Source organism: Streptomyces sp. CA-146814, assembly GCF_050942385.1.
GTDB lineage: Bacteria > Actinomycetota > Actinomycetes > Streptomycetales > Streptomycetaceae > Streptomyces.
Genome location: NZ_CP192068.1, coordinates 5,544,214 through 5,562,382, shown reverse-complemented (window position 1 = coordinate 5,562,382; position 18,169 = coordinate 5,544,214). Strand labels below are relative to the sequence as shown.

Annotated in this window: 10 protein-coding genes; 2 read left to right on the top strand and 8 right to left on the bottom strand. The window is 70.7% G+C overall.

The genetic code is table 11. From position 1 onward, the window contains the following. Positions 1 to 30: 30 nt before the first annotated feature. The 4 genes from ACQP09_RS25035 to ACQP09_RS25020 all read right to left on the bottom strand — a co-directional run bounded on the left by ACQP09_RS25035 (position 31) and on the right by ACQP09_RS25020 (position 4,132). Positions 31 to 972 (bottom strand): hypothetical protein, encoded by a 942-nt coding sequence (locus ACQP09_RS25035; RefSeq protein WP_367527362.1) that lies wholly within the window; start codon positions 970 to 972, stop codon positions 31 to 33. A gap of 55 nt (positions 973 to 1,027) precedes the next feature. After that, a complete protein-coding gene (locus ACQP09_RS25030; protein ID WP_433403319.1) occupies positions 1,028 to 2,218 on the bottom strand; it encodes an AAA family ATPase in 1,191 nt (396 codons plus the stop codon). Further along, a complete protein-coding gene (locus ACQP09_RS25025; RefSeq protein ID WP_433403316.1) occupies positions 2,215 to 3,510 on the bottom strand; it encodes a DUF262 domain-containing protein in 1,296 nt (431 codons plus the stop codon). The genes ACQP09_RS25030 and ACQP09_RS25025 overlap by 4 nt, the downstream gene beginning before the upstream one ends. Positions 3,511 to 3,652: 142 nt before the next feature. Then, the gene (locus tag ACQP09_RS25020; protein WP_433403313.1) at positions 3,653 to 4,132 is read right to left on the bottom strand and encodes an ATP-binding protein; all 480 of its coding nucleotides are present in this window, start codon (positions 4,130 to 4,132) and stop codon (positions 3,653 to 3,655) included. A gap of 159 nt (positions 4,133 to 4,291) precedes the next feature. Between ACQP09_RS25020 and ACQP09_RS25015 the strand changes: the two genes are divergently transcribed. After that, a complete protein-coding gene (locus tag ACQP09_RS25015) occupies positions 4,292 to 5,155 on the top strand; it encodes a helix-turn-helix domain-containing protein (RefSeq protein ID WP_367813597.1) in 864 nt (287 codons plus the stop codon). Then, complete coding sequence (locus ACQP09_RS25010; protein WP_175513746.1) at positions 5,152 to 5,337, top strand: DUF397 domain-containing protein; 186 nt, start codon at positions 5,152 to 5,154, stop codon at positions 5,335 to 5,337. The genes ACQP09_RS25015 and ACQP09_RS25010 overlap by 4 nt, the downstream gene beginning before the upstream one ends. Positions 5,338 to 5,387: 50 nt before the next feature. Here ACQP09_RS25010 and ACQP09_RS25005 read toward each other — a convergent pair whose 3' ends face one another. The 4 genes from ACQP09_RS25005 to ACQP09_RS24990 all read right to left on the bottom strand — a co-directional run bounded on the left by ACQP09_RS25005 (position 5,388) and on the right by ACQP09_RS24990 (position 18,052). Then, positions 5,388 to 10,955 (bottom strand): hypothetical protein, encoded by a 5,568-nt coding sequence (locus ACQP09_RS25005; protein WP_433403310.1) that lies wholly within the window; start codon positions 10,953 to 10,955, stop codon positions 5,388 to 5,390. A gap of 1 nt (position 10,956) precedes the next feature. Next, the gene (locus ACQP09_RS25000; protein ID WP_433403308.1) at positions 10,957 to 13,989 is read right to left on the bottom strand and encodes an SNF2-related protein; all 3,033 of its coding nucleotides are present in this window, start codon (positions 13,987 to 13,989) and stop codon (positions 10,957 to 10,959) included. Between the two features lie 149 nt (positions 13,990 to 14,138). Then, positions 14,139 to 15,350 carry a serine/threonine-protein kinase gene (locus ACQP09_RS24995; protein ID WP_433403305.1) on the bottom strand — a complete coding sequence of 404 codons (1,212 nt, stop codon included), beginning with the start codon at positions 15,348 to 15,350 and terminating at the stop codon, positions 14,139 to 14,141. Positions 15,351 to 15,424: 74 nt separating this feature from the next. After that, positions 15,425 to 18,052 (bottom strand): GmrSD restriction endonuclease domain-containing protein, encoded by a 2,628-nt coding sequence (locus ACQP09_RS24990; protein ID WP_433403303.1) that lies wholly within the window; start codon positions 18,050 to 18,052, stop codon positions 15,425 to 15,427. Between the last annotated feature and the right edge of the window lie 117 nt (positions 18,053 to 18,169).

The following is an 18,169-nucleotide window of genomic DNA, read 5'->3' as shown; positions in this document are numbered from 1 at the left end:
ACCGGGCGGCGGCACGAGCCTGCTCCCGCCTCACACGTCGAGCTTGCGCCCCGCGTACGCGATGCGGAGGGTGCGCTCCTCGTGGAGCAGCCGGAAGTGCATCCGGCCCGGCTTCGGGAGGAAGTCGCAGTGCCAGTCGAAGAGGTGGTTCTCGCCGTCGGCGTCGGGGAACCAGCACAGCCTTCGGCGCGACTCGAATTCGGTGCGTACGTAGGACCGCCACTGCGGTGCGATGGGCTGCCGGGCAGGGTCCCAGTCGCTGACGGCGTCCTGGAGCTCCCCGAGCCGCTCCCCCACGGGCCGCACCCACACCTCGGCCAGTTCGGCGAAGTGCTGCTCGGCGAGGGGGGTGAACTGGAGGGTCGGGAAGAGTTCCGGACAGCGTGCCCAGAGTTCGGTACCCGACCGCAGGCTCTCGACGGCCTTCTGCCGTGCGGAGTTCGCCCCGCGCCGGATCCACGGAAGGTGGGTGGCGACGTGCTCGCGTCGGGCGGCGTGCACCACGTCGACCTCGGTGACGGCCGATCCGCCGCCCTCGTCGTCGACCAGTTCCTCCCGTACGAGCGTGAGCCGGTCGGTGTCCCAGCGGGAGTCGACCGGAAGCGAGATGCCGAGCCCCCCGGTGAGGTGCGCGGCCCCGAGACCTTCCACGGCGTCGCCGTCGTGCCGGTACTCGACGTCCGCGTGGGTCTCCCCCTCCGGGAACGCCTCCCGGAGCGGCCACTTGGACTGGAGGATGGCCAGCCGCTGCCACAGGTCCTTGGTACCCGGAGACCCGATCCACTTCTGGATCGCGTGGCCCTGGGCGAGCTGCAACGCGGTCACCGGCTCCCCGGAGACGAGCAGGGTTCCCGCCCGGTCCTCCCTGGCCACCGCCAGGACCGCACGGACCATGTCGGTCATGGCCCGGTTGACCCGGTCCGGGTCGGCCTTCGTCCCACAGGACTTCTCGTTCAGGAACAGCTGCGGCATGTCTCCCCCTCCGCCACGATGTCGGTACGCCTCGCCCCGCCCTCCCCGGCGGGCGTCAGCCGATGAGCTGGTCGAGCGTGTTCTCCAGCTCGTCGAAGAAGCCCGGGGGCCACTGGTCGAGCATGCCGTCCGCGTCCACCCGCGGGCTGACGAAGTCCACGCCCGTGCCGTCCCCCCGGAAGTAGTGGAACACCGCCTGCCCGGGAGTGATCCGTCCCTGCTTGACGGCCAGGCGTACCCCGTTGATCACGTGGTCGCTGTGACTTTCCATGATCACCTGCGCGCCCTGCGCGGCGGCCGAGGCGGCGAGCGTGGCCATCTGGGTCTGGCCCTGCGGGTGCAGGTGCGCCTCCGGGTTCTCCAGGAGGATCAGGGCACCGCGGCGGGCACTCAGACAGGCGACGACGATGGGCAGGACGTAGGTGAGGCCGAAACCGACGTTGCCGGGGCGACGGCGCTTGGTGGCGCCGAGCGTGCCCCGGAAGCCGTACGAGAGGCTCACGGCGTCGGTGCCCTTGATGGCGTCGGCCTGGATATCGACTCCGGGGCAGAGGTCGCCCATCCAGGCGGCGGTCTGGTCGATCAGCAGATCGGAGGCGGCCTCGGGGTGGCGCAGCGGCCCCTCGGGGACCGGGTCCTCACGGTGGTGGCGGAGGTAGTTGACGGTGTGCTCACCGCGTACGCCGAGGAAGCCGCGGCCGATCGCCGCCTGGTGGTCGCGAGGGTAGAACTCGGCCGGTGAGATGCGGTCGGCGTGGAGGTACTGGAAGGGCGCGGTGAGGAACGCCGGGGTCACCGCCTCGGGGCCGGCCGGTCGCTCCCGTTCGCCCTCTGAGGTGTCCGGGAGGTCCGCGTCGGCCAGCGGCAGAAGGTTCTGCTCGGCCTCGTACGCGGCGGTCCACCCGTAGTGGTACGCACCCTCGTCGACGGCGAGGCCGATCCGGGGCTCGTCCTCCGTGAAGTCCTCGTGGAGGACGTCCTCGCCGGTGCCGAGCCCGACGAGTTCGCCATTGAGGAGGAAGCCCCGGCCCGCCACGTTCGTACGGCGTCCGGCTCGCCTCTCCTCGGCCGTGAGCGCGGAGAGCGCCAGGTCGCCGGACTCGTAGGACTGGCGCAGGAGCCCGATGGACTGGAGCACGCTGCTCTTGCCGGAGGAGTTGAGACCGGTGAGGAGCGTGAGCGGGCCGAGCGGAAGCTCCGCATGCTGGAACGCCTTGTAGTTGGGCAGCGTCAAACGGTCGATCACGGTGCGGCTACCCCCCGGAACAGTCGTGCCACTTCTTGGAATCGGGTGCGGATCCTCGCCGGGCTCCCGGTTCCCACCGAGATCGACCGGTCGAAGTCCCAGTCGCCCAGGAGCCGGAAGAACTGGTCGTGCACCGCCGGACGGGACGCTACCAGCCGGGCCCGCTCGTCATCATCGAGAAGGGCGAGCTGGACGGAGATCGTCTCGAACAGGGCCTTGTTGATGACGGGCGAGCTGCGCTCGCCTCCCTGCCACTTCCGGAAGGCGTGCTCGCCGAACAGCTCCCAGGCGCACCGCATGGCGGTCCGGAACTCCCGCGCCAGCTGATCCCGTCGCTCGTCGGACAGCGCGTTGATCCGGTACATGGAGTCGATGAGGAACTTGTTGAAGTCGGTCTCGGAGTGCTGGGACGGGTTGGTCAGGCGGAAGGCGAGGAAGCGCAGCACCATCTCGCGGTCGGCCATGCGGGCGTCGGAGACGCTCCACCGGGTGGCCTCCCCGAACGACGGTTCCTCCGCCAGGTCCGCGAGGAACGTCCGGACCTTCCCCCCCACCAGAGCATGCCGGAGCTCCTGCGGCGTGAGCGGCATGCCGCCGGTGTTGATCCTGGTGAAGACGTTGTACTTGACCTTCTCCGGGGTGCCCTGCTGCATGATGTGGACGGTGAGCTGGGTCTCACGCAGCCGGATCCTCATCCGTCCCGTGAGGTCCTGGTAGGTGCTGCCGGCGAGCTGCCACAGGTAGTCCATGCCGCGCAGGGTGAGGGGTTCCAGGCCGGTGATGTCCGGCTCCATGAACCGGGCGATGGCGGTGAGCCGCTGGACGCCGTCCACCACGGCCCACTTGTCCTCGTCGCCCTGGGCCATGTGGAAGTTGGAGATCGGGATGCGCAGCAGCAGGGATTCGATCAGGCGGCTCTGCGCACGGTCGCTCCAGATGCCGGAGCGGCGCTGGAAGTCCGGTGCGAGGTCGATCATGCCCTCCCGCAGCCGGGAGAGCAGCAGGTCCACGGTCGTGGTCTCGGTGTGGATCCGGATGTTGTCGGGCCGGAACGGGGCGGAGGCGTCATCGGCGTCCCGGTGGGCGCCGTGCTCCTCCCCTTCCTCGTCGGCGGGAAGCTCCAGCTCGACGCCGGTCGGACGGCCGTCCGATCCGATCTCGATCGGCGGTCCGAGCGGCAGGAGCAGCGAGTCCGGCTGGTCGATGTCCGCGGCCACGGCGTAGCCCCGGGTTCCCAGAGTCCGACCGCTCTCGACGCCGGCCCGGTCCCCGCCGTCCTCGTCCACCGCCATGGCACCCGCAGCCCTCTTGTCCGCCGCCACCGCCCTGTGCCGTGCCGTCCCCGGCCCAGCCTAGCGAGGGGGCCGGGGAGTGTCAGCGCGACCGCCCGACGCCCGTCCGCAGCGGTCGGCGGTCGGCCCTCGGACTGATCCTTCAGGCCGTCCGGGCCACCGCCCCTTCGAGGTCCAGCTCGGCGACGACGGTCTTGCCGACGGGAAGCCGGTCCAGGACCTCCCAGCGGTCCGCGAGCGCCTCGACCAGCAGCATCCCCCGGCCGGTCTCGGCGAGCGCCCCGGGCGCGGGCGGGGGCACGCCCGGAGAGGGCGGACGGCTCTCACCCCGAGCGTCGGAGACCTCGACGCGCAGGGTCGCGCCGAGGAGCCTGAGGCAGACCTCGAAGTCGCGGCCGGGAATGCGTCCGTGCGTGACGGCGTTCGCGGCGAGTTCGGCGATGAGCAGCGCAGCGGTGTCGGACGCGTCGCCGCCGTACGGCAGCCCCCAGGCGTCCAGCTGCTGGAGGGCGAGCCTGCGGGCGAGCCGGGCGCCGCGCGGGGTGGAGCGGAAACGCTGGGTGAACACACGTACGGTAACGGAATCCGTGTGCGTCACGGTGGGGGTGACTGGTGCTGTCATAGGCCCAAGATCCCGCCTGGTACTGCGGGTTCACCAGGTCCGAGGTGCGTACGCGGCGGCAGCGTACGCGCTGTTCGATGGACAGTACGCGTCACGGCGCGTGACGATGACGGGCGTCGGAATCGGTCCGGCGGTGGGTGGTACGGAAGGTGTCCTGCGATGGCCGGTGAGCACACGGACTGGGGTACGGGAGCGTCGGGCGGCGGGGAACCCGAGGTGTCGGACAGTCTGCGCACCTTCGGCGCGTTCGTCCAGGCTTTACGCGAACACGCGGGCCTGAGCCGGGAGGAGTTCGGCACGCTGGTCGGCTTCTCGAAGCACACGGTCGCCTCGGTCGAACAGGGCCGGCGGATGCCGGACATCGACTTCGTCGAGGGGGCCGAACCTCACCTCGGCAACACGGGCGCACTGCGCGCGGCGGCGCCCCATCTGTCGCGGAAGCCGGGCCTGGCGAGCTGGTTCCGGCAGTGGGCCCGGCTGGAGGCGTCGGCGATCAGCCTGTACACGTACGAATGCCGGGTGGTGCCGGGCCTGTTGCAGACGGAGGCGTACGCGCGAGCCGTCTCCCTGAACGTCCCGCCACTGCCGGACCCGGCGGAGCTGGAGCAGCGGATCGCGGCGCGGCTGGCCCGGCAGGAACTCCTGGCGGTCACGCGGAAACCGCCGACGGCGTTCAGCTTCATCGTGGAGCAGGCGGTGCTGGAGCGGTGCACGGGCGGGAAGGACGTGACGCGGGAACTGCTGGACCACCTAGTGGAGTTGGTGGAGCGGAACTGGAACGTGGAGTTGCAGGTGATGCCTACGGTGAGGGTGAGCCATGCGGGGTTGGATGGGCCCATGCGGCTCGCGGAGACGCCGGAACATCGCTGGTTCGCCTACTCCGAGGGCCAGCAGAACGGGCGGCTGATCACTCACGCCAAGGAGATCAGCCTCCTGCACCAGCGGTATGCGAAACTGCGCTCGCAGGCTCTGACCCCCGAGGAATCGCTGAGCCTGCTGAAGCGATTGCGAGGAGCGCTATGAGCACGTCCGAACTGGCCTGGTTCAAGAGCAGTTACAGCGGCTCTCAGGGCGACGACTGCGTCGAGGTGGCGCAGGGCACGCGGACGGTCCATGTCCGGGACTCCAAGGACCTGCGGAGCCCCGAACTCGCCGTCTCCCCCACCGCCTGGGACGACTTCGTCACGTACGCCGCGCAGAGCTGAGCCTCACGCTGTGCCCCGCACCGGAGTCGTCCGGTGCGGGGCACAGCCGTTCATGAGGCGGGCGGCGTCCACTTCCCCTGGTCGATGGCCTCCTGGAGACGCGCGGAGAAGTAGGCGTGTGCCTCGCGCATCTCTTCCTCGCGGTTGGCCTTGTAGAAGGGGGCGGTGTAGCCCTCGGGGGGCTCGGGCCGTTCCTTGTTCTGGTAGGCGAGGAAGTGCTCGTAGTGCTCTTTGGTCTGGCCGAAGCCGTAAGTGTAGCGGTTGCCCGCGATCTTCCGTTCGTTGGCGTCGAACCAGGTGACGGAGTCGAAGTCCTGCATGATCGGGAAGCGGGCCTTGTACATGGCGACGAGCGCGTCGGCGCTCACGCCGAGCCAGACGGCCACGAGTGCGTCGATCTCCACCAGGGCTGCTCGCCGCGCCCGCTCCGTACGCAGAGGGGTGTTCCGGTTCCATGTCGGGCCGACTGCGTGCAGTGGTTGCAGCTCTGGCCATTCACACGCCCAGGGTTCGTAGGCGGGCCAGGTGGGGTCGTAGAGCTCTTCCCAGAGGTCCGCGTAGGCGTTGGTGAGGCAGTTGAGCCTCAAGGTTCGAAGAAGCAACGCGGACGCCAGGAAATGGTCCCCGCCTGGGGCGGGAAGCCGTCGAGCCTGTGCAACATCAAGGTGACCGACACGCGTTGTACGCAGCAAATAGTCAACCGGGATGGCAGACCAGAAGCCTGCGGTGAGGACAGTGGCTCGGAGGCCGCTCAACCAGGTGCTTCGAACAGCATGAATGTGCGCAGGCCCCGGAGGAACGATCGCGGCATACAAGCTCCGCTCTGTGTCAGGCGCAATCATCTCCCGCCACGCTACCCGGTAGAACTCCGTGTACGGCCTCCGCAGCCTCCGCAGCAGTTCCGCCTCTGTCTGCTCCTCAGTGATCTCCGAAGGCCCCACGCCGAAGCGCCCCGCCGCCGTCTCCCTCGCCCGTGCCACCTCACGCTTAGACGCCTTGAGCTGCTCCGGGGTCCTGCCGTCGCTCCACACATCACGCGCGGGCCCATAGGCCTCGGGCTTTGCAACGTAGACATACTCGGACTCGGGCACCGCATCGTCTGCAAGGGTCATCGGGTTGAGCCCGAAGACTTCGCCAGCGCCCTGGCTCGGCTGCTTGAACAGGGGGTTGGCCAAGCCGATCTGAGGCCCCTTGAGAATCACCTCGGACCAGCCAGCCGGCCGACGCACCACACCCGCACCGTCTGGCACGTTGTACCCGATGAGGTTGTCATCCTTGGCCGTCTTCTCGTTGTAGCCGCTGGTGATCTGAGGCTGGCACGCGCTGAGGCGTAGCGGGTAGTCCGCCAGCGCCCTGATCGCCTGCTCCTCCGCCGTACTTACCGGCGAAAGCAGCCTCGCCTGGCGTACAGGCTGGGTCTCATCGCCAGTGAGTCTCTGCCACCGGGCGAGCATCGCTTCGTTCACACGGACGACCCGCTTACGGTGCGGGCGTTCATCCCAGCTGTCGCCGTAGCGGACCCCGGGATCAGGAGCCTTGCCGTCATCGTCAGCCGAGAGGCGCAGCGCGTCGACCGAGAAGAGCCACGAAAGGTGATCGAACCCGATCCCGCCCGCCCGACCGTAAACATGCACGCCGAAGTGGCTGGACCGGCCAACAGGCGGCGGGAAGAAGCGGTTACCCGCGTTCACGAAGTCACCATGGACGCGGAGCCGCATGTAAGCGGCCTCTCTCAGGCGCCCTTCCTTGTCGCCGCTGAAATGAGAGTCCGGGTGCACCAACCCCACCGTTCCCTCACGAGCCAGGTGCGCCCAGGTTCGGCACATGAATGCCCGGTACAGGTCAGGCCGGGTGCCCGAGATCAGCGGATAGACCACAGCGCTCCCGAGGACTTCCGCCGTCCCCGCCGTCGAGGTCAGGTCGCGCAGATAAGCCCAGCGGTGATTCGCACTCGCCAGAATCTCGCTCTTGCGGTCCTTCCGATCCCCGGCCGACTGCTTCTCACTCAGCTTGAACCAAGGATCGACTTCTGCCAGAACCGCCGCCTCGTCCCAGTCCGGCCGCACCCAAGGCGGGTTCCCCACCTGAAGGTCGAACCCGCCCGCCGCCCCCCGGAAGACATGCGCGAAGTGCAGCTCCCAGTGAAAGAAGCCGTGGCCGTCCTCCGCCCTTATGTCCTTCTCCGTCGTGCCCGCGATGTCCTCGACCGTGTTCAGCCACGGGTAGCGGAACGGGAGCAGTGCCGCCGACCGCATGCCGAGGAAGCCCTCCAGGCGGTCCTCCACATCACCGAGCACCTCCAGCGCGTCGTCCGGGCTGAGCTTCTCGATGCCCGAGAGCAGAGACTCCTCCGGCATGTCGGACGTACCGAGGACGGCCTCCAGGAACTCCAGCCAGTCGCCGAAGCTCTGGAGCGGCACCACCTGGCGCTCCGGCGGGCGGGCGGATCGGGCCGGCCTTCTGGCCGCCGCAGTCTTCCGTACGCCCCCGTCCGAGGAGGCCAACGCCTCGCCCAGCTCGTCCTGTTCCCCGTCCGGGTCGTCGAACAGCCCGGCCGTCCGCCACAGCTGGTCCCCCGGTGCGGAGCCGGACGCGGGCTCGGCCGGAGCCACCGGCTCCGCCCGCTCCGGGGCGGCGGCCTCCGCCGCCGCCCCGGGAACCGCCGCCCCACCCGCAAGGGTGCCCCCCGTGGCGTACACGGGATCGCCGCCGTCGAGTTCGCCGACCCGGTCCAGCGGCCAGAACCACAGCGCGCACCAGGCGTCCATGACCGTCTTCAGCCGCCAGTACGGGGTGCCGTGGCGGGTCAGGTCGTCCAGGACCTTCTGCTTGTCCTCGGCCTCGGTGGACTGGTCCAGCCAGTCGGCGCCCCAGACGTCGACGCGGCGGGCGACCGCCCGTTCGGAGAGTTCCAGCCGGGTCGCGACCAGGGACCACAGGAACTCGGCCCGCCGGGCCACGCCTTGGAGGCGGCCCAGCTCGGTCTTGTCAGCGGCCTTGCGCCACCGTTCGTACCGCTTGCGCCGGGCCTCTTCGGTCTCGTCGCCGCGCTCCTGGAACGGCTTCGGACCCTTGGGGGCCTTCTGGACGCCTTTGCGCCACCGGCCGAGCGCCTTGGCCTCGTCCTCGGCGAGCTTCTTAGCCTCCGGTTCGGCGGCGACCGCGCCCCAGCCGACGGCGGGCAGCAGGAACTGGTGCACCGCTCCCTCGGGGAGGGGGCCGTCGCGGAACGGCAGGTCCGTGGGGGGCAGGGGGTTCTTCCTGGCCAGCCAGGAGCCGTCCGTGAGGGTGTCGGCCTTGTAGACCTTGCGGCCCGCGCCGATGAGGGAGTTGCCGCGCCGCAGGTGGAGACCGAACCAGGGGGCCCGCATGCCGGGGTGCATGGAGTTGAGCCAGAGGGAGACCTCGGCCAGCTCCACGGCCGTGGCGTTGAGGTCCACGCCGTAGGCGTTGTGGAGGGCGACGTACGCCTTGGTCTTCTGGAGCTCGATCTGCCGGAGTTCGGGGTCCACCTTGCGGCCCAGCTCGCGTTCGCGGCGGCGCAGGTACTCGGCGGCGACCTGGTCGATGGCCTCGTTGAGGAACGCTCCGGAGCCGAGGGCCGGTTCGCAGATCTTCCACTCCAGGAGTTCCCTGGCCGGGGTGGTGGTGCCGTCCTGGTCCAGGCGGTGCCTGAGGGCCAGTTCGACGGTGACCTCGGTGAGGGACTTCGGGGTGTAGTAGGAGGCGGAGGTCTGGCGGTCGCGGCCGGCCAGCCGGTACACGAAGGAGCCCCGGGGATGGGCCACCCGCTCCCGGCGGCCGGTCTCCTCGTCGGTGCGCTTGACGAAGACGGCGTCGTCGTAGTCCTGGGCGCGGGAGGCGGGGACCATCCAGCTGCCGTTGGAGGGGTCGCCGCCCTTGGCGACCTCGTACAGCTCCTCCTCGGCGATGAAGCCTGTGTAGGACATCAGGCCCTCGTACACGGCGCCGAGCTGGTTGATGCCGAGCTGGGCGTACGAGATGAAGCCGCCGCGCTCCCTGCCCCGGCCCTTGGTGAGCATCAGGCGGCGCAGGACCTTGTGCAGGGTCTCGTTGCGCAGCCGGGTGTCCAGGACGGGACGGCGGCCGTCCGTTCCGCCCTCCTCGTACGCCGGGTTCTCGATCTGGTCGTCCGAAATGAGGCGGACGGCCTTCTTGGCGAACAGTTCGGAGCGCAGTGCCTCGAAGCGCAGGCCCGCGCTGGTGGAGCGCGCGGCGGCGCGACGGGCGCGGTCGGCCTCGCGGATGCGGTCGGTGTACTCGGCCTCGGTGATCGTGCCGGCGGCGAGCAGCTTCGCCGCCTCGCCCTCGGCCTTGGTCGCGTCGCGCGCCGCCTTCTCCGCCGCGAGGTCCTCGGGCTCGGTGCCGTAGCGGCGGTGGCCGTTCTCGACCTTATCGAAGAGCAGGTCGAGCGATTCGTACAGGTGGAAGCCGCGCCGGGAGCGCTCGCCGACGAGGTCGCGCAGGACGAGGTCCCCGAGGCGCTGGAGCCCGTACCCCTGCTCGTACTCCGGGTAGTCGGAGGGCAGGATACCGAGGGCGGGGCTGGCCTCCGCGTACAGGAGGAACAGGATGCGGTAGAGGTAGCGCAGCGACTCGCGGCTGAGTTCCTTGGCGAGCCGGGCCGGGTCGTCGAGGTCGGCGGGGGCGACGCCGTTCTCCGGTTCGCGCAGGCGGTCCAGGACCTCGTTGGCGATCCACTCCACGCTCAGCCGCAGGCCCTCCCGCAGTTCGGTGGAGACGCCGACGGCGTGTTTGCCCGAGCGGTCGAGGAAGGCGGCGAGCGGGGCGGTGCCGCCTTCGGCGGGGGCGCGCAGCGAGTCGGAGCCGAACAGGGCGGCCAGGGTGTCGAGTTCGCCGCCGTGGCGGTCGTCGCGGCGGTGCAGGGCGGCGTCGAGATCGGCGGCGAGGTAGCGGCCCTCGGGCCAGGCGAGGCGGTCGGCGAGGACGATCACCCCGCCGACGAGCAGGAGGATGTGGCGCGGGGGCGTGTCGCAGGTGAAGAGGAAGTCGGTGAGGGCCTTGGCGTCCGTGAGGTCGGGGGCCGAGGTCTCCGTCCGCACCGGGTGGAGCAGGCGGCCGGCGCCGTCCGGGTCCAGGGCCGCGTCGGATTCGGTGGTCCAGCCGCAGCCGACCGCGTACAGGCCGGGTTCGGCGTGGAGGACCTGGATGTCGTAGGCGCGGTCGGCGCTGCGGACGGTGACGGTCTGCTCGTGGGCGTCCGTGTACCCGAGGGCGCGGAGGGTTTCCAGGTGGCTCTCGGTGTACCGCTTGCGCCACCCCTCGGGCGCGAGCGCGGCGGGCTCGGCGAGCGCGGCGGCGTCCTGGGCGAGCGCGGCGCGGCCCGCAAAGTAGGGGCCGTGCAGGGCCCGCAGCCCCTCCCGGGGGGTGCGGGCGCGCGGCGGCACGGCGTCACGGTCGAGGCCCTCTCGGGCGGCCTCGGCCACCGCGTCGGCGTGGCGTCGGCGTTCGGTTTCCTCGAAGGCCGCCCAGCGGGTGAGGAGGCCGTCCTTCGCCTTCAGGTCCTTGGGGAGGACTTCGGCGAGGTAGTGCGGCGAGAGGTAGTCGCCGTGGTTGACGAGGGAGTCGTACGTCACGTCAGTTCTCCGCCTGGGCGTCGGACGGGTGGGCGGCGGACGAGCCCGGTGAGCCGGTCGAAGAAGCCGGGTCGGTTCCGGGGGCGTCAGGGGTGCCGGGGCGGTCGAGGACGGCGAGGACCCGCAGCAGCGGGCGGCCGGTGGTCTGCAACTGGTCGAGGAGGCGGGCCAGTTCGTCGGCGGTCTCCTCGACGAGGCGCTCGCGCCGGTCGGTGACGCCGGGCAGCAGGGAGTCGGTGCGCCAGCGGGCGACATGGGCGCGGTAGGCGGCGAGGGGCCCGCTGATCCGCTCCTCCCACTGGGCCCGGCCCGCGTCCAGGTGGTGGCGGGCGGCGGCGACGGCGACGGGGACGAGGGCCTGGAGGCCGTCGGGGTCCTGCGGGCCGCCGGTGCGGGCGAGCCTCGGGCCGACCTTGGCGTCGCGCAGCGCGTCGGCCATGGGGCGCACCTCGGGCGTCCCGGTTCCGTCGGGGCGCAGGCCGCCCACGGCCATCCAGCGGACCACGGTCGGGCGGCCGAGGGCGTTGGAGTGGATGCCCTGGACGAGGAAGACGGGGCCGTCGACGTGCGGTGTGGTGATGACCGGGGCCTCCTGCCGGCCGAACTCGACCAGGACCTTGTCCGTCAGCCACTCCACCACCGGGTGGATGTCGGTGAGGAAGGAGACGTCGGGCCACATCGTGGTGCTGCTGCTCCTCGCCTCGTCGAGCTTGCGCTGTGCGAGGGCCCGGTCGGAGGTGACCAGCATCCGGTCGGCGACGCGCTGTTCCCTGAGGTAGGAGGGCGGCAGGGCCTTGAGACGGTGGAGCAGGTCGGGAGCGAGGGACGGGGAGAGGGAGAAGTAGCCGCCGCCCTGGGCGTCGGTGCCGGAGGCCAGGCCGATCAGGTCCGCGGCGCGCTCCTCGTACACCTCGTCGAGGGCGGTGGCGACGAAGTCGGCCGTGTCACCGTCGAAGAGCGAGATCAGTTCGGCGCGGGCGGGCAGCTCGTGTTCGGTGACGGTGTCCACCTGGCCGAAGAGGTCGGCCAGCGCCGTGTCATCCTCGGCGGGCCCGGAGTCCAGGAACTCCTCGACCGTGCCGCCCCGGACCAGCTCCTTGATGAGGCGGCGCTCCTCCTCCTCGGCCCGGTAGAGACCGGACACCGCCTCGGCCGTACCGTCGAGCTTGTGGGCCTCCTCCTCGCGGCGCAGCAGCTTCTCGGCGACCGTGCGGTCGTCCTTGGCTCCGGGGGTGGCCGAGGTGAGGATCAGCGCGTGGAAGCGGGGCTCGTGCTTCTGCCCGTACCGGTCGATACGGCCGTTGCGCTGCTCGATGCGGATCAGGGACCAGGGGATGTCGTAGTGGACGAGGTGGTGGCACTGGCGGTGCAGGTTGACGCCCTCGGAGGCGACGTCGCCGGTGAACAGGAGCCGTACGGGGGTGTCGGCGAGGCCGAACGACTCCAGGACCTTGGCCTGCTCCTCGTCGCTGAGACCGCCGTGCATCACGGCGACGGCCTTGGACGTGCCGTCGGCGCCCACCGGGAGGCCCAGGCGGGCCGGAACGACGTCGGCGAGCCAGGTGAGCGTACGGACGCGTTCGGAGAAGACGACGGCCCGTGTGGTGGACCGGGGGCCGACCCCGATCTCCTTCAGCTGGGCGACGAGCGCGTCGAGCTTGGCGGAGTCGCCGGGAGCGGTGCCGTCGCCCATGCCGTCGACGATCTGCCGGAGGCGGGCGAGCGCGGCCTGCTCGGTGGTGATGGCCGGGTCGGGCAGTTGCCCCTTCTCCTCGGCCTTGCGGACCCGGTCCTGGAGGGAGGCCACGCGGTTCGTGACGGTCTCGCCCAGGGCCTTGTGCGAGGACAGGAAGGTCTTGAGCAGGTTGTAGGCGAAGACCGGTTCGACGGCGACCGAGACGGGGTCCTGGGCGGCCGTGCCGAACTCCGTGCTCGCCGCCGTGGTGGGAATCCAGTGCTCGGCCAGTTCGGCGAAGACGCGTTCCTCCGCCTCCGTGGCGGCGCAGTGGAGGGAGACCGTGGGCCCACGGTCCGGCCACTCGGTGCCCATCTCGTCCCGCACCTCGGGGCTGATCTTGGTGCGCCGGATGTAGAGGTGGCCCAGGTCGTCGGCCGGGTCGTAGTGGTCGCGATCGACGATGGCGGCCGGGTCCAGCAGGGAGATCAGGTCGGCGAAGGACCGTTTGTCGCCGTTGTGCGGGGTGGCGCTGGCGAGCAGCAGGGCGTCCGTGCGCGGGGCGAGGATCTCCGCGAGGGCGCGGCGCTGGCTGCCAGGGTTGATCAGGTTGTGGGACTCGTCGATCACGACCGCGTCCCAGCGGATGCGTTCCAGGTGGTGGCGGTAACGGCCGATGTTCTTGAGGGTGTCCACGGAGATGATCACGCGCTTGTAGTGCGTGAACGGGTTGCGGCCGGAGGGCAGCTCGCGCTGGACACGCTGGATGCCGAGGGAGTCCAGCCGTACGAGCGGGATGGAGAAGCGGGTCCACAGCTCGTGCTGGAACTGCTCCAGGATGCTCTGCGGGGTCACGACGAGAATGCGTTCGCCCCTGCCCCGGCGGATGAGCTCCGCGAGGGTGAGGCCGATCTCCAGGGTCTTGCCGAGACCCACGACGTCGGCGATGAGGACCCGGGGGCGGAGGTTGCGCATGGACAGGGCGAGTTCGGCGGGGCGCTGCTGGTACACGAGCGGGTCGAGCAGGAAGCGGTCGGCGAGCGCGAGGCCTCGTTCCGACTGGGGCAGCGGAGTCTTGCGCAGGGCCGCTTCGAGGAACAGGCGGCTGCGCCGGAAGTACGAGGAGGTATCGGGCACGAGGCGCGTCTTCTCCGGGTCCAGGAGTTCCACCGCGTCGATGCCGCTGAAGAAGACGGCCTCCTCGTCCCGGACGAACTCGGAGACGCCGACCGCCTCGATGCGCTCCCCGTCGTGGTCGGTGGTGGTGGTGTTGCGGACCAGCCACTCCTCGTCCCGTACGAGGATCTGCGCGCCCGGCGGGAACCGGGTCCCCTCCTCCGTCGCCCCCTGGTCGGTCACTCGCGGTCCCTTCCTCTTCCCGTGCTGCGTGCACGCTCGCCGATGCAAGTCTGTCACGGCGGGAGAGGGCGTCGTACGGGATGGAACGGGGGGGCGGAGGGCTCCCCGGGCAGTGCATCGCACCCGCCTGGACGGGGAAGGGCCACGGCTCAGAAACGTGCCTCGCGGGCGTACGCGGCGCGCATCCCCTCGGCGATCCTCAGGGGCGCGGCGGGCCGGATGGCCGTCACCCCGCCCCGTGGCCTGCGGGTGTCCGGACGCGTGGACTCGGCGGCCCGGTGGGCGGAGGTACCTGCCCCGGGGGCGGTCTCTTCGGGGTCGCCTCCCTCCTCGCCCGCCCCGTCCGCCCCGTACTGCCCGGCTCCGGAGGACGCCGGTGCGCCTTCTCTCTCGTCGTCCTCGGCCGCCGCCTGGTCGAGGACCGCGGGCGTGTAGGCATCGGCGCCGGCCGAGGGAGCGGGTGCCGGAGGAGGGAGTTGCGGCACGATGATCTCGGGCGTGAGGTCGGTGAGGCGCCGCTTGGCCTGGAGGGCGGTCAGACCCTGCTCGCGGATGACGTGCACCAGCCGCTCGATGACCTCGGCCAGGGAGGGACGCGTGTCCGGGTCCGACGCCAGCATGTCCGTGACCAGGGGGGCCAGTTCGGGCGGTACGCCCGCCAGGTCGGGAGGGGTCGCCGGGTCCTCGATCTTGAGGGCGACGGCCTGCCAGGTCGGTCCCTCGTACGGGTAGTGCCCGGTCGCGGCGTAGAGGAGCACCGCCCCCAGCGCGTACACGTCGGCCGCCCGGTCCAGCTGCTGCTCGCCCCTGGCCTGCTCCGGGGGCATGCACAGGACGCTGCCGACGACGTAACCGGTGGCGGTCAGGGCGGTACGGCGCTCCGCGAGCACCGCGAGTCCGAAGTCGATCACCTTGGGGCCGTAGGGGGCGAGCAGGATGTTCTGCGGCTTGAGGTCGCGGTGGAGCAGCCCCGCGTCATGGACCGTGCCGAGCCCCTCCGCGAGCAGCGCGCCGAGGCTAGCGGTCTCCGCGAGCGGCAGGGTCCCCTGGCCGGCGACGAGGGTCCGCAGATCAGGTCCGGGGACGTACTCGACGGCGAGCCAGGGCCGGTCGGCATCGGCGTCGGCTCCGACGAAGGCCGCGACGAAGGGCCCGTAGACCGTGCGCAGGCTCTCCACCTCGGACAGGAAGCGCGCCCGGGTGTCCTCGTCGAGCACGGAGGACTTGATGACCTTGACCGCGGCCTGGTGGCCGGCCGCGGACTCGCCCAGGAACACCTGGCCCATGCCGCCGGAGCCGATCCGGCAGACGAGGGTGAACCCCCCGATCTCCGTCGGGTCGTCGTCCCTCAGCGGTTCCACGGTGCCATGCCTCCCCCTCACGGCCGGCTGCCCCGCCGTTCGGTGCGGGGGATCCGGCAGGACCAGGCAGCAGTCTATGCAGCTCCTCCGTCGCCCCGTGCAGTCTCCTCGGCACCCGCGCGGGCCTGGGCCGACTCGACCGTGTGCGCGAACCACTCCAGGATGCCGCGGAGCTGCTCACCGTGTTCGGCGAACACCTCCAGCGGGAACGCGGGACGCAGGTCCAGCTTGGCCGCCGCCAGGTCGATGCCCTCCACACCGTTCAGGCGGGCCATGAGCTCGCGCCGGAACTGCTCGTCGTCGAAGGGCGGCCGGCGCTTGAGATGCTGGAAGACCACTTCGACGGTCCCCGTCACCGGATACAGGGCGAGGGGCCACACCGAGCGCGCCCGGGAACCGGCCAGGGGCAGTGTCGGCGAGCAGCTGGTCTCGCTCCTCCTGCCGTACGTGAGCACGCCGCCCCGTTCGGTCCAGAACCGCAGGCACGAGAGGACTCCCGCGACCGTGTCCGGCGTCTGGTTGTCGTGCAGCAGCTTCTCGAAGCGGGTGGCCGCGGACTCCCCTTCGGCTCCCGCCCCATCGGACTCGGGCGCGGGTGCCTCGTTCCCGAAGTCGTCCCTGCCCACCAGCGTCGCCAGGTCGGAAGCCGTCAGCCGGTGGGAGCGGCGGGCGCGGCCCCGGTCGTCGAACCGTACGCCTTCGCTCTCCAGCACCGCGCGCGGGTCGGAGGCGCCCGTGTGCCCTTCCGGCCAGCGGAAGCCGGGGGAGATCTTTCCGTCCGCCATCAGCACACGGTAGGCGCCGTGCAGGGCGGGCCTGGTGCTGATGTGGTTGCCGACAGCGACGGCGTGGGTGCCGATGAGGGTCGCCAGGTCGCCGTAGGTCGTCCACGTGCCCGCCGGCATGGTCAGCAGCGCCTGGCGCAGCTCGCCCCAGCCGGCCCACTCGGCATCGGCGTGGACCACGCCGTCGAGGGGGCCCGGCCACAGGTCCAACGCCAGCTCGGCCAGTTCGTCGGCGCGGGAAAGGATCTCCGCCCTGCCCCAGCGCTCCACGCCCGCGATGCGCTGGTTCATCCGCAGAGCGCTGGAGTCCAGGATCTGCTGCTTGCGGTGGAAGGGGTGGTTGGAGAGTCTCGCGTTGTCCCCGGAAAGCGTCAGGTTGCCGAGGGTGTGAACCAGTTGAGCGTGCAGTTCCTCCGGGCTCTCGCTCTCCCCGGCCTCCTCGGCGAGGAGGTCGAACCACTGCTGAGCGGGCTGCTGCGGCAGGACGTGCTCGACGGTGAGCTTCGCCCTGGTGAAGTCGACCGGTTCGCTGGCGCCGAAACTCTCCTCGAACCTGCGCAGCACCTCGAACCGCTGGTTCGACCGGCCCGACTTGTAGAAGGGACGGCTGCGGATCGACGCCCGCACTACGGCGTCGGAGGGCCAGACGCCGGTCCCGGTCCTGGCGGACAGGGCGTGGCGTACGGCGTCGGCGAGTGGGCGCCCGTTCTCCAGTTCCCGCTCGACCTCCTTGGGCAGTTGCATGAAGGTGCGGTTGTTGCCCGTGGTGGAGTTACCGGCGAACAGACGCCGGACCAGGTAACTCTCGGCGTAGGAGAGGGCAGTGGCCGCTTCGCCGGGTGCGCAGTCGCCCTCGTCCAGCCGGTCGAGCAGGAGGAGCGCCAGCGGGTAGTGCGTCTGACCGCTCCAACGGGCAAGGCGCTCCAGAACGTCACGCAGACGCGGGTCGCTCTCCCGCCACGGTTCGACGATCCGCATGAGGCGGCCGGCCCTCACCCGCAGCCGGAGGACCTCCGCCTCCAGCGCCTCCTCGTCGGAACTCAGTGGTTCGAGACGCTTCTTCTGGTCCCGGTAGATCTCGCTCTGTTTGGCGCGGCTGTCGCCTCCGACGACCAGGTCGAGCCAGACGAGGAGCTCCAGTCTGCTCGGTCCCAGCAGTTCCTGCATCGGAAGCCACAGGTTGCGGTAGACGGTCTCGCCGCGTCTGGGCAGGCACATGAAGAGGTAGTTGCGGAGCAGGTCGCTCTGGCTCAGCCCGACGCCGGTGTTGTTGATGGACTCGAAGATCCGGTAGACGTTGTCGCCCTCGGCTGCGGTGATCGACACGATGGAGAGAAGGTCCCGGAGGACGGACTCCACGGCACCGATCCACTGCTCGCCGGACCCGTCCTGCTCGGCGGTCTCCTCACCCTCGGTCAGGACGGCGAGGAAATACCGGTAGGCGCCGCCGATGTTCCCCGCTCCTCCGGCCGTGGGGAGGGAGTCCACACAGGCGACGAACGCTTCACGGTCGGCCTGCGTGGGCAACAGGCGGTAGTGGTCGTTCCCGTCCTGGTAACCGTTGACCAGGATCAGGTCGTGAATGCGGGCGGCCTTCTTCTCACGCCCACGAGCCCGGTGCCGGTCCCGCAGCGCGGTGAAGGCGAGCATCAGCGTGGTGAGCCGCTGCTGGCCGTCCACGACGAGCCAGCGCTGCATCCCGCCTGCCGCGACCCGCTCCGGCGCGAGCACGACCGACCCGAGGAAGTGTGCCGCCGGCTCCTTGCCCGCCCGCTTGTCCTCGACGAGCTCCAGGACGTCGTCCCACAACTGGCTCAGCTCGTCGCGCTGCCATGTGTAAGTGCGTTGATAGAGCGGGACCTGGAACTGCGTCTCGCCATGGACCAGTTTGCTGAACGTCGTCTCCTGGGCGTGCACGCGCGCCCCTCCCCGCTTGCTGTGTCGCCGACCCGCCATTGTGCCGCACGCGGACTCGTCGGCAGGAGGAATCCGCGGAGGCGGGGCCAGAACGGCCGCCCCGCAGCGGCGTTACGA